At 42.7% G+C, this 12,317-nt stretch carries 12 protein-coding genes; 5 read left to right on the top strand and 7 right to left on the bottom strand.

Features of this window, described 5'->3' with window-relative positions:
- Nucleotides 1-9: 9 nt before the first annotated feature.
- The 4 genes from tpiA to FIS9605_RS0113220 all read right to left on the bottom strand — a co-directional run bounded on the left by tpiA (nt 10) and on the right by FIS9605_RS0113220 (nt 2,953).
- Entirely contained in the window at nt 10-735 is a 726-nt protein-coding gene (tpiA, locus tag FIS9605_RS0113235) for a triose-phosphate isomerase (RefSeq protein ID WP_072032396.1), read from the bottom strand.
- A 455-nt stretch (nt 736-1,190) separates the two neighbouring features.
- Entirely contained in the window at nt 1,191-1,727 is a 537-nt protein-coding gene (locus tag FIS9605_RS44040; protein WP_026733013.1) for a hypothetical protein, read from the bottom strand.
- A 65-nt stretch (nt 1,728-1,792) separates the two neighbouring features.
- The gene (locus FIS9605_RS0113225; protein ID WP_026733012.1) at nt 1,793-2,290 is read right to left on the bottom strand and encodes a hypothetical protein; all 498 of its coding nucleotides are present in this window, start codon (nt 2,288-2,290) and stop codon (nt 1,793-1,795) included.
- 132 nt (nt 2,291-2,422) lie between these two features.
- On the bottom strand, nt 2,423-2,953 hold the full coding sequence (locus FIS9605_RS0113220) for a hypothetical protein (RefSeq protein ID WP_026733011.1): 531 nt from the start codon (nt 2,951-2,953) through the stop codon (nt 2,423-2,425).
- A gap of 429 nt (nt 2,954-3,382) precedes the next feature.
- Here FIS9605_RS0113220 and FIS9605_RS0113215 point away from each other — a divergent pair, with 429 nt between their 5' ends.
- Nucleotides 3,383-4,864 (top strand): GTP-binding protein, encoded by a 1,482-nt coding sequence (locus FIS9605_RS0113215; RefSeq protein WP_026733010.1) that lies wholly within the window; start codon nt 3,383-3,385, stop codon nt 4,862-4,864.
- 224 nt (nt 4,865-5,088) lie between these two features.
- Here FIS9605_RS0113215 and FIS9605_RS0113210 read toward each other — a convergent pair whose 3' ends face one another.
- A complete protein-coding gene (locus FIS9605_RS0113210) occupies nt 5,089-5,289 on the bottom strand; it encodes a hypothetical protein (protein WP_026733009.1) in 201 nt (66 codons plus the stop codon).
- A gap of 242 nt (nt 5,290-5,531) precedes the next feature.
- On the bottom strand, nt 5,532-7,187 hold the full coding sequence (locus FIS9605_RS0113205; protein ID WP_026733008.1) for a mechanosensitive ion channel: 1,656 nt from the start codon (nt 7,185-7,187) through the stop codon (nt 5,532-5,534).
- A gap of 591 nt (nt 7,188-7,778) precedes the next feature.
- Between FIS9605_RS0113205 and FIS9605_RS0113200 the strand changes: the two genes are divergently transcribed.
- Nucleotides 7,779-8,222 carry an SRPBCC family protein gene (locus FIS9605_RS0113200; protein WP_026733007.1) on the top strand — a complete coding sequence of 148 codons (444 nt, stop codon included), beginning with the start codon at nt 7,779-7,781 and terminating at the stop codon, nt 8,220-8,222.
- A 114-nt stretch (nt 8,223-8,336) separates the two neighbouring features.
- Here FIS9605_RS0113200 and FIS9605_RS0113195 read toward each other — a convergent pair whose 3' ends face one another.
- Nucleotides 8,337-9,158: a SirB1 family protein gene (locus FIS9605_RS0113195; RefSeq protein ID WP_026733006.1), complete on the bottom strand. Its 822-nt coding sequence runs from the start codon at nt 9,156-9,158 to the stop codon at nt 8,337-8,339.
- 394 nt (nt 9,159-9,552) lie between these two features.
- Between FIS9605_RS0113195 and FIS9605_RS0113190 the strand changes: the two genes are divergently transcribed.
- The 3 genes from FIS9605_RS0113190 (at nt 9,553) to FIS9605_RS0113180 (ending at nt 12,263) form a co-directional block, all read left to right on the top strand.
- Entirely contained in the window at nt 9,553-11,121 is a 1,569-nt protein-coding gene (locus FIS9605_RS0113190; protein ID WP_026733005.1) for a sensor histidine kinase, read from the top strand.
- On the top strand, nt 11,099-11,767 hold the full coding sequence (locus tag FIS9605_RS0113185; protein ID WP_026733004.1) for a response regulator transcription factor: 669 nt from the start codon (nt 11,099-11,101) through the stop codon (nt 11,765-11,767). The genes FIS9605_RS0113190 and FIS9605_RS0113185 overlap by 23 nt, the downstream gene beginning before the upstream one ends.
- A gap of 136 nt (nt 11,768-11,903) precedes the next feature.
- Complete coding sequence (locus tag FIS9605_RS0113180; protein WP_026733003.1) at nt 11,904-12,263, top strand: response regulator transcription factor; 360 nt, start codon at nt 11,904-11,906, stop codon at nt 12,261-12,263.
- Nucleotides 12,264-12,317 lie beyond the last annotated feature (54 nt).

Below are 12,317 nucleotides of genomic sequence, written 5' to 3'. Positions count from 1 at the left end.
GTTCCAATTCTACTTGTAATTCACAATCCGGGCAAAACTCGCAGGTTCTAGACTTGCTCCTCCCACCAGAACACCATCAATTTCCGGTTGAGCCATGATTTCATCAATATTATTCGGTTTAACTGAACCGCCGTATTGAATCGTCACACCAGGGTTTTTGAGTTGACTGCGAATTACACCGATGACTCGATTGGCTTCGGTGGTTTCACAGGTATCACCAGTACCAATCGCCCAAATCGGTTCATAAGCGATCGCCAAATTATCCTGATCCACATCCACTAAGTCTTTTTCCAACTGACTGATAATCAGTGATTCTGTTTCTCCCGCATCTCGTTGGAATTTAGTTTCGCCTACACACAAAATTGGGGTTAAACCATTTTTTTGAGCAGCTTTGAGGCGCAAATTTACGGTTTCATCCGTTTCCCCAAAGTATTGTCGTCGTTCGCTATGACCGATAACTACATAGCGCACCCCAATTTCTGTTAACATCGGCCCGGAAATTTCACCTGTATAGGCTCCACAATCTTCCCAGTGGACATTTTGCGCCCCCAGTTGTATGCGGCTACCATGCAAACTCTTGGACAAAAGGTTTAAATCAGTGAAGGGGACACACAATACCACTTCTCTATCTTGGGGAGTTTCCTCCAAGCTGGGCAGAAATCCTTTTAAAAACTCTTGGGATTCTGCCTGGGTTTTATACATTTTCCAGTTTCCGGCAATTACTATTTTCCGCACAGGTAATTCAGTCAAATTCTTAACGCTACTAGATGCATTTTTCACTCTAGTACATTTTGAGAACCAAAAACCCTAACTAGTTGGTAAAAGGAAGGAAAGCTAGATTCAACAACGGGTTTTAGATTCAGCTACAGCTGTTGCGTTACCCAAAACCGATTCTGCTTGGGCTAGCGAACGAGCGATCGCACAAGCATCTGTGGTTATTGCCTTCGTAGATAGGACATCCTTGTGCGGGACTTTGTTATAGCAATCTGAAGTATGATGAATGTATCAATCGGGTTAAAGCCTAGTACCGCTGCGCGGAAGTCAAAAGTCACGCATTCAAAAGTCAAAAGTCAAAAAGCTTATGAAATAGGCTTTTCGTCAATTTGTAATGGTAGCTTTATTTGCGCCACGTTGTACTAGTACCGCTGCCGAGTAAGTCACAAGGGTGACTTTCTGCCTGAGCAATCCAACTAGTAAACACTCACATTGAGAGTGTAGTTTAATATTCCACTACCACTAGTCTGCTGAGTTGTTTTGACACCGGGACCGCTAAATTCCACATTTACTGAAGATGATGCGGGAGAATAACGGGCAGAAATTTCCACTACGTGTTTTCCCACTGAGAGATAGCGTGATAGATCAATATAGACTCTTTTGTTGCGAATCTGTTTAATAACTTTGCTATTGAAGGTGATTTTACCTTGTAATTGAGATCCTGAAGTATTAATTTTGAGGATGTGTGGTTTTCTCAGATTAACTGCGCGGAGAGTGATGGCACTTTCTTGGTAATCCGATGAACTACTAAAGTGTTGTCTGCTTGTACCTGTACATACAACTGTTAAGGCTTTAACAATATTGTCATTACCCAGACATGCATTAATTTTTTCCAGAGGAGAACGAAGATTGTAGTCTCCGAAAAATTGATATGAAGTAGCAGGTTGAACTAGACCTAAAATTCCTGCAAGTAAGATGAATGAGACACTCAAAGAATCAGCCAATTTTTTCATACTCATCACCTCTGTTTGAGTCTCATTCCCCAGCCAGCGCGGTAGTTGACATTGAGCTATAGAGGTTAATTCCGAGTTTGAGCTTGAGCCGCTCCTAGAGCTTCATTAGCTTTAACAATAGCTTTAGTTATTGCCTGCACAGAGCCAGCATCCCCTTTGGCTTCACCTTGTGCCTCACCCATGAAGGCTACTGCTTGAGATACCGCCGTAGCAACTTGAAAGTTATCCCCCTTCTGAGCTGAACTTTGAGCTTTAGCCATCGATTTTTGTGCCTGTATAAGCTTCGGTAAGATAATATCTCTGTGCTTTGATGGGACGTTGACTGGTACAGTCCGTGCCACAGTTTGAACTACACTTACTGCCTGATTCAATACCTTCACTGCAACGGCAACGGCAACCCCTACCGATACGTTCTCTTGAGCAACAACGAACTCGGAGTTACCCAATGCATTACCATTACTTAAGTCTTTGTGATTAGATGAGAATGATAATGCCTGACCTGAGAAAATTATCAGCAAGCCCATCACTAAAGCAGTTACTTGACTAAAGTGATTGTTTTTCATCCTGCTCATCTCCTGATTCAAAAACCGAGAGGGTGCACCCATCCTCGCTGAAATCAGGGATTCTGCGCGCCCTCTCAAAGCCTCCCGTGAAGATCAAGCTTTCTACATCTGCAACTAGATCACTTATGAACCTTATCTAGCACTGCTTTGAGCAATAGCAGCCGCGTTACCCACAGATGTTTGGGCACTGGCTAGCGATCTAGCAAGAGCTGGTTTGCCAGACCCGCTAACAGCATCCGATTGTGCTATGGCCAATGCATCACCAAGGACTGTTGTTGCTTCAGATAGCGATTTAGCAACTGCTTTTTTGTCGCTGATTGCGGTTGAACCAGAAATAGCAGTAGCATTCCCAATCAAAGTTTTAGCCTGAGCAATCGACTCAGCTAAAGCACCTTTCTTAGATCCACCAATAGCTTGTGATTGAGCAACAGCTAAAGCATCCCCTAATGTAGTTTCTGCGACAGCTAGCGATTTTGCATACGCTTTTATATCTCTGAGAGCAAGGTGACGAGGAACTTGAGCAACAAGGATCTCGGCATTACCCAATCTATTTGTACGGGTTATTTCTACAATCTTATATGTACTTGCAAATGCTGTACCTGAGAAAGTAAGGAGAGATCCCATCGCTACAGCAGCAACTTTGTATAAAACTATATTTTTCATATTTACCTCCAGAGAGTTCAACTCTCTTCTGTCTAAAACATGATTAATTTTTAGGTTTTATGCATTATTTATTCGCCTAAAAAGTCTTATGTTTTAGAACTATTAATATAGTAAAAATTAATTGTGAAGAAATTGTGAGTAAACCTCTGAAGTTAACAATATAATACAATTGAATTTCCTTCATCTTCAACTAGGTTAATTATGGATTTTATTGACTGTTGCTCTGAGCAATAGCCGCCAGATTTACTATTTTTTATCAATTAAATTGATTAAAATTTTCGCATATTAAAATCAGTAAAGTAAAATTTCATTGGCATGTGGAAACCTCCTCCGAGGAGTGACGGTGACTGTTGCCAACCTGGACTAGAATCGAAACATAGCGTCCCTTGCAAATCGGTAATCTCGCATTCCTAACGAATGTTTATAAATATGGATTCCAAATTACCCTCTCCTGAACCTCCTTACAACAATGCGAGCCGCACTGATATCAATGCCCTTAATTGGCAGAAAGAGCTGGATAACGCCATTTTCAGCTTTGAGGATATTCAGGCGGAACTCAACTATAAACAGGCACAAACAGCACTACGAAATTTAGTAGCTAATCTTGACCTCACCGTTGAGGAAAAAGCAGGATTGGAGACGAAAATTACCGATTTAGAAGCCATGCTGAGTAAATTAGACAGCATGGTAGTGCATATTGCTGCTTTTGGGATGGTAGGACGAGGCAAGTCTTCTTTGCTGAATGCTTTAGTTGGGCAAGCGGTGTTTGAAACAGGGCCTTTGCACGGTGTTACCCGCACTGCACAACGAGTAAATTGGAGTATCACAGAGGAAGCTGTTGGGGAGACGGATCATGCCTTGCGAGTCACCCTACCCGGAGTTGGTCAATCGCAAGTGGAATTGATTGACACACCGGGTTTAGACGAAGTAGATGGTGAAACCCGTGCTGCTTTAGCAGAACAAGTGGCAAAACAAGCAGATTTAATTCTGTTTGTGATTTCTGGTGATATGACGAAAGTTGAACACGAAGCCCTTTCCCAGTTGCGAGAGGCGGGTAAACCCATCTTGCTGGTGTTTAACAAAGTAGATCAGTATCCAGAAGCAGATCGGATGGCAATTTACCACAAAATCCGCGATGAACGGGTGCGAGAGTTGCTCTCACCGGATGAAATTGTCATGGCAGCAGCATCACCACTAGTGAGGACGCTGGTTCAACGCCCCGATGGTACAAGAGGCGTGCAGATGCGTCAAGGTAATGCCCAAGTCGAGGAATTGAAGCTGAAAATTTTGGAAATCTTGCACCGTGAAGGTAAAGCCTTGGTTGCCCTGAATACGATGCTTTATGCTGACAACGTGAATGAGCATTTAGTGCAGCGCAAACTGATGATTCGGGAGAATGCAGCTAATCAGTTGATTTGGAAGGTAGTGATGACCAAAGCAGCGGCGATCGCTCTTAATCCTCTGACGGTAGTTGATATTCTCAGCGGCGCGGTGATTGATGTTGTCCTCATTCTCGGTTTATCTAAAGTCTATGGCATTCCCATGACGGAACCTGGAGCTGTAAAATTACTGCAAAGAATCGCCTTAAGTATGGGCGGCATTAGTGCTAGCGAACTGCTGGCAAACTTAGGCTTAAGTTCATTGAAAACCTTACTTGGCATCTCTGCACCAGCTACTGGCGGTGCATCCCTTGCACCCTATCTATCAGTAGCGCTGACACAAGCAGGAGTTGCTGGTGTTTCTTCCTATGGTATCGGACAAGTCACCAAAGCTTATTTAGCCAACGGGGCTACCTGGGGGCCCGAAGGCCCAAAAGCAGTGGTTAATAAGATTTTGGCCACGCTAGATGAAACGTCGATTCTCAATCGGATTAAGGATGAATTGCGAGCAAAGTTGAGACCCTCGCTTTGATAAACAACAAGCTGTCCCAATATGAACAGCTTGTTGCCATTTTTGGTGATGGCTTAAACTTTGCTAACAGCCATCTCTGCATTCGTACTGTCTATTTATCTGAACAACAAATGTTTTTTATTCATTTCTTGGAGCACTGCACAATCAAAAATTACTCTTTTCCGACACAACAGAGCAGCCCAAGATGAATAATTAAGACATCTACCGTTAAATTCGTGTTGGCTTTATCTGAGTAGCCTTGTTACCCTGACATCATACTCAGTACCTTTTGGATGGTCACTTCTAGCCTGGACAAGAGCCATGCCATCCGCTTTTTCTTTTGATTCTGCGTCGATTTCGTATCGTGTTGTCCCGTTTTGACAGGTATTGTTCATTTGGTCGGCAAATTCTTTGATATCAACCAATACCTCATAGGTGTGAACCATTTTGGGACCTCCTCGTGCAACTTGCAAACGATGATGGTGTTAATGTATCCAGTATATGAACACAGACAGGTGTCAGTCCTTAAACAAATACAATTCTTTATTCAAAGTTGCATACGTACTTGTATACTGTAACAATTTGTGAAGAGACGAAAATAAACCTACAAAATAAAAGAAAGTCAAAAGCCAAGAACAAAATTGTTTTTGACTTTTAACTTTTAACTTTTGACTTCCGCGCAGCGGTGCTAGCCTCTATTTTTGAAAGATTCCAGCCATTGTTGGACTTGCTCTCGGGCAATATCGCGGGTTCCCAAACCAAAGGAAAGGGCAATAGCAACTGCGATCGCACCCAGTAGCAATCCAAAGGCTAAATTCACAATATCAGGGGCAACGCCGATTTGTTGCAGCGCCATTGCCGCGACTAAGGTAACGATCGCTATTCGCGCTAACTGACCTAAAATCCTGGCTTGAGGATTGCCGGAACTGGAAATGATGCTAAAAGCTAGATTTGCCAGATATAGACCAATCGCAAATACGATCAATCCAGCCAAAATCCGCCCCAGTACGATGACAATACCACTCACTAGTACTGTTAGCGCTGGAATATTGAGGATATTCACTGCCGCCACAGTCGCAAACAGCATAATGCCAACTAATACAATTATACCGACAATCTCCGAGGGAGTACGGCTTGGTGGTGTCGGTGCTGCTGGTTCTTCTGGGGGAATAACAATGCGTCTAGAGGGTGGTGTCAAACCCAAAACAGAGAAAATATTGTTAAAACCGATGCTTGTAAGAATGCTGGTAACAAGATCCGCAACGAATCGTCCCACGAAGTAAGCAACAATTAAAATCGCAATTGCTGTAAAGATGGCGGGGAGTGCATTGAGAATTTGCTGTAGCATTGCGATCGCCGGCACTGAAATCGCAGCAATTTGTAGGGTATTGAGTGCTGCGATCGCCACAGGAATCAGAATCAAGACGTAGACAATTGTACCGATAATTGCCGAAAGAGATTGTGCTCCTGTTGCGCGTGAGAGTCCTAGCCGAGTTCCTAAATTGTCAATTCCTGTGCTTGTTAGTAAGTTCGTCACAATTCGCCGTACAACATTCGCTAAAAACCAGCCAACAACGGCAATGATGATCGCACCAAGAATGTTCGGCACAATCGCGATAATTTCCGTTACCAGCGCTTCTACTGGTTGTAATGCTTGTTGTAGCCCCAGAGTATCTAGGATCGGAATCAGAAACAGTAAAAATATGAACCAATACAGGCCATTGCCAATTGTATCGCTCAGAGGCAACTGATTTTGAGTAGTGGTATTGTCTCGTGGTTGATTTAAACGCTCATCTATTCTTAACGCCCGCAGTCCTCGTGTTGCCAGAAGTTTGACAATAGTAGCTACTAACCAAGCCACTGCCAAAAAAATTGCTGCACCTACCAATCTTGGTAAAAAGTCACCAATTTGATTGAGAAAAGCATTGAGTGGTTGAGAAGCTACGCCCAACTGAAGCGTGTCCAATACGGCCACTATCGTCAGCAGCAGAATACCCCAAAACACCAAATTGGCGATGACATTCTCTACCTGGGGAAGTTCCCCACTATCTTCACGCCCCATCACTCCAGCGGCAATGCGATTATCTATCTGTGTGCGATTGAGAATTCCTCGCGTCACAGCCGCAGCGATCGCAGCAATGATCCAACCAACCAACAAAATCAACACTGCTCCCAGTAAGCGGGGCATAAAAGCAATCACCTGTTGGAAAGTGTTCTGCACATAAGTATCGAAATTGGCACCTTGCTGCGGTGGTAGTGTAGGTGATTGTGCTAAAAACTTCTCTATCCTAACCCACAAACCAGCTCCCATCACTTGGGTTATGTTTTGCCAAGTTGTATTCATGGTTTTCCGGTATTAAAAGTTGAGTTCTATCGCAGAAAACACTGTAGATGCTTCCGGAGTAGATTGCCCTAAACAATGCTGCACCCCGATAACTTCGTAGTGTTTTGCATTGGAATTTACCAGTAAATTTTACAGGGAATTGATATCAATAATTATTTTTAAAATTTTTATTTTTTATTGTTGGAAAAAACAAATTAAAATATCTATCTATTAGGTCTTGACTAGTATTTACATATACATGTATATTCGTAAGATTGACTGTAATTTTGCAAAGAATAGCGGAAGCATAAAAGTCATCTATAGGAATCCGGTTTGATTATTGAAAAAATCTAAGTGTGCGATCGTCGAGAGTACGGCACCAAAAACATAGAATGGTGCGTTAGCCTTTGGCGTAACGCAACGGCAATAAAGGGGGAGGAAAATCCACACCCCTTTTTGCCTCCCCTACGTATCTTTTCAAAAATCAAATACTAGTCCTATAGTCACACACACAAGTTCTATATAATTGCTAGGTTTTACATCATGCGCGGGGAATGTCAATTTTGGGTTAGTCTGAGTGCAGATATGACATCAAAAACGCGAAATTCTGTGATGCAATTTTTTGAACAGTCAATTGATATTAATGCCTCGGCTGCGGTAGTTGAGCGCTGTATTACCGATCGCATTTTAATGCACCGCTGGCTCAACCCTGCATTGCGGTGTGAACCTGTAGGTGAATGGAGTACCGATAAAGGCAGTAAAAGTCGCTTTGTTATTCAAATACCCATAATCAAACCAACATTGAATAGCACCGTTGTGGAAAGACAACCAGGGTTGGTAGTTTGGGAATTCGATGGTTTTTTTAAAGGCCGCGATCGCTGGGAGTGCCAACCCATAGAAAAGAAAACTCGCCTACTCAACCGCTTTGAATTTGAAATTCCCAACCCTCTAGTAAGCTGGGATTTCAAAACCTTTGCCGAAAACTGGACAAAAGAAGATATGCAAGCCCAACTGCGCCGTCTTAAGCGCGTAGCAGAGGAGATACAGCAGGAATGAGGGGGAGTGGGCATAGGGCATAGGGCATAGGGCATAGTTAACAACCACTAACTACTAACCACTAACCACTAACTACTAACCACTAACTAATAACCACTAACTACTAACAATTCCCTAGTTTCTACCCAACTGAGTTAGCAACCGCCGAATTATGTAGGCATCTTGTGCTTCTGGAGTCTGGGTTAGATAAGTTTCTAAGTCGGTGGCGGCTTGGGAAAAACGACCGAGTTGATAGCACAAAAGACCGCGATCGCGCACTTCTAACGCAAACCCAGGAAATAACAGTAAAATCCTTTCTACTGCTGCTAGGGCTTTTTCCAATTCCTTTTGGTTTAGGTAAATGTATTTGAGATTCGTCAACATCCTTGCTAAAATTTGCTTGTTTGTCACTGCTGCTAAAAATTCTGGTTGTAGTGTCACAGGGTGCTGATAGATTTGAGTCAGCTTTTCTTGACAATCTTGGGGGAACAATATCTCACCGTCATTGAAGGCATCAACAAAAATCTCTATATCTGAAAGGTCGGGGCGAATGAGGAAATGTCCAGGCATTCCTATTCCCACCATCGGGAAATCAACTCGTCGAGCGATCTCAATATATACTAGTGCCAAAGAAATGGGAATTCCAAGGCGGCGGTCAATCACATCGTTTAAAAAGCTGTTGCGGGGGTCGTAATACTCTTGCTTATTTCCTGTAAATCCCAAATCAGTGTAGAGATATTTATTAATATTCTGAATCACCCGCAGCGGATACCGTTCTACTGGTAAGCGTTCTTCTAACTCCGCTGCCATTGTATCAAAGGCATTGAGATATTCTTCTGGGTCAAGGTCGGGATATTCTTCTTGGGCTATATATAAAGCTGTTCTTGCTAAATCTATCTGCTCATCAGGCTGCTGGACTTCCTGGTAAAAATATTGCCGCGCTGACGAGATATTCATAAGCAAATATTTGGTATGGGTTTGCAAATTCAACTTGGGGTAGTGAAGATAAGTTGTGTTATACCTTTATTTAATAATATTAAGGATATTGGCAAGATTTGTAAATTTAGTTTGCGTTTTTACAAATATTTTTGAAAATTGCCTCTATCCAAGGTATGAAACTTACCTAATAAATTTGTAGCAATTCCCCTGAGCGTGACTTAATAACCATCAAACAGTAATCAACTTTAACCCTGTTTTGTCACTTTTGTTATGACAAAATTAATAACAACTAATCCTACATAAGTTAAAGGCATTGAACTCTTCTGTCAGTCTATACAATTGGCAAATAGGCTCAAAGCTCTATTTTTTTTCAATTTTGGCATAACAGGAATCTAAGTTTTGTTATCGGGTAATGCAAAGGACTTTGAACAGAAGTAAAGAGGCAAATACAGGGAAAAGCAAGTCTTCTCTTCATAGTAGGGGATTCTTCTGGGAAGCTCGTACCCGCATCCTCTTCTGGTACGTCCTGATTATGACCTTCATCTTTTTAGTCTCTATCCCAGCGTTTCGTCACGTTCTGTATGCACGGGTGGATGAACGAGTCCGCCGGGAACTGGCGGAAAAGATGGGTACATTTAAGCAATTAATTGATGCTGAAGAAAACGCCAAACTCAGGAACCAGACAGAAGAGTTTGGAAATATCGAAATAGATGAGCAGCTCAAACCACCATCCTCTAAGGAAGAACTGAAAGACTTTTTTGATGTTTTTCTATCTCGCCAGTTACCAGAAGATGATACCCACCTGATTGCCTTTGTAGATGGAAAATTTTATAAATCAAGTCCCAGTGCTAGACCAGATCCACTGGCGAAAGATTCAAAGTTAATGCGGCGTTGGGCAAGACAAACTCAACCCGAACAAGATGAGAAACGTGTTGCAAATGATAGCACCATAGATACCATAATTTATGTAACGCAACCTGTCAAAAGGGATGGAGAAATTCTGGGGGTATTTGTAGTTGCCCATACCACGGCTGGTGAGCGTGGAGAAGCTCTAGAAGCGGTTATCGTCAGCATTCAGGTAAGTAGTGTTCTTCTGCTACTAGCTCTGATACTGGTTTGGATAGCCTCAGGACGGATTCTAGCTCCCTTGCGCTTGCTGTCAGTAACCGCTCGTTCCATTAGCGAATCCGACTTGAATCAGCGCTTACCAGTTCGAGGAAAGGGCGAGATAGCAGAATTAGCGACTACCTTTAACGAAATGATGGATCGCTTGCAAGCTGCATTTACAAGTCAACGTAACTTTATCAACGATGCTGGACACGAACTGCGTACGCCAATCACTATCATTCGGGGACACTTGGAATTAATGAGTGATGATGACCCAGAAGAAGTGCGGGAAACGGTAGCACTGGTAATGGACGAGTTAGGCCGCATGAGTCGATTTGTGGAAGATTTGATTTTACTGGCGAAAGCGGAACGTCCAGACTTTTTACTGTTAGAAACTGTTGATGCAGGCTCGCTGACACAAGAGTTATTTGCCAAGGCACAAGCGTTGGCAAATCGTAACTGGCGCTTAGATGCCATTCCTAAAGGAAAGATTGTAGTAGATCGCCAACGGCTTACTCAGGCAGTGATGAATCTGGCACAAAATGCTACCCAGTACACAGAACAAAATGATACCATAGCTATAGGATCTGTGATACGTAAAGATAAAATCCGTTTCTGGGTTCGAGATACGGGAGAGGGTATTGTTGAAGCTGACCAGCAACGAATATTTGCACGCTTTGCTCGTGCAGCAAATAGCCGTCGTCGTTCGGAAGGTGCTGGTTTGGGATTATCAATTGTTAAGGCGATCGCTGAAGCTCATCATGGATCGGTAGAGCTATACAGCCGACGCCAAGTTGGCTCAACCTTTACTATTATCTTACCTGTGGAACCACCACAAGAGGGATTGTCTGATGCATCGCATTCTCATCGCTGAAGATGAACCTCGTATAGCCTCCTTTTTAGAAAAAGGCTTGCGTGCACATGGCTATACGACTGCAATTGCTGCGGATGGGGATGAGACGATACTTATGACTCAAAGTGGTGAATTTGACCTGGTGATCTTGGATTTAGGATTACCTGGAAAAGATGGTTTAGAGGTATTGGAAGAGTTACGCGGACAGGGTCAACGATTGCCAATTATTATTTTGACTGCCCGTGATGACATTAAAGATAAGGTAACAGGATTAGAAGCTGGTGCTGACGACTATGTCACTAAACCTTTTCGCTTTGAAGAACTCTTAGCAAGAGTGCGGGTAAGGTTACGCAATCTTAATTTATGCTCGCCTAAAGAAGATACGATCCTTACAGTTGGGAACATCGCTCTGGACTTACGCACTCGTAAAATTAAAGTAGGCGATCGCATGATTGACCTACCAGCACGAGAATTTACTCTCGCAGAAACATTTTTCCGTCATCCAGGACAAGTTTTGAGTCGAGAGCAACTACTGGACAGAGTCTGGGGTTTTGATTACAACCCTGGTTCTAACATTGTGGATGTGTATGTAGGTTATCTGCGTAAAAAGTTAGGTAATAACCTGATTGAAACTGTTAGAGGCATGGGCTATCGACTGCGAACATAAAAATAATATATATATATCTATCATCTATTTTGATAATCAGATCCAGTTTTAGTCATAAGGCTATATATTGGTGGTGGCCAAATCGTCTGAGACTTTGGCTAAAATTTTGAGACACATCTGAGATATCTTAATTTAGATGAGCCAAATTTTAATTGTAGAAGATGAAGTTCGCGTCGCTGCCTTTGTCGAAAAAGGACTCCGCAAAAATGGTTTTACTACTGAAGTGGCAGCAGACGGCGAGCAGGCAATTTTTATGGCTCAAACTGGCGATTTTGACTTATTACTGCTTGACTTAGGATTGCCAGTAATAGATGGTTGGACAGTATTGCGCGAACTGCGACGCCGAGGAGAAAAGCGACCTATTATTATTGTGACTGCTAACAATGACGAGCGAGATAAGGCAGCCGCTCTAGCAGCTGGTGCAAATGACTACATTACTAAGCCCTTTAGTTTCAGCGAACTTTTAACAAGAGTTCAGGCACAGTTGGGTCAATAGTCAATAGTCAATAGTCAATAGTTATTGGTAATTAACTACTAACCACTAACTACT

The sequence above is a fragment of the Fischerella sp. PCC 9605 genome (genome assembly GCF_000517105.1).
Lineage (GTDB): Bacteria > Cyanobacteriota > Cyanobacteriia > Cyanobacteriales > Nostocaceae > PCC9605.
This window is presented reverse-complemented; position numbering and strand designations above follow the sequence as displayed.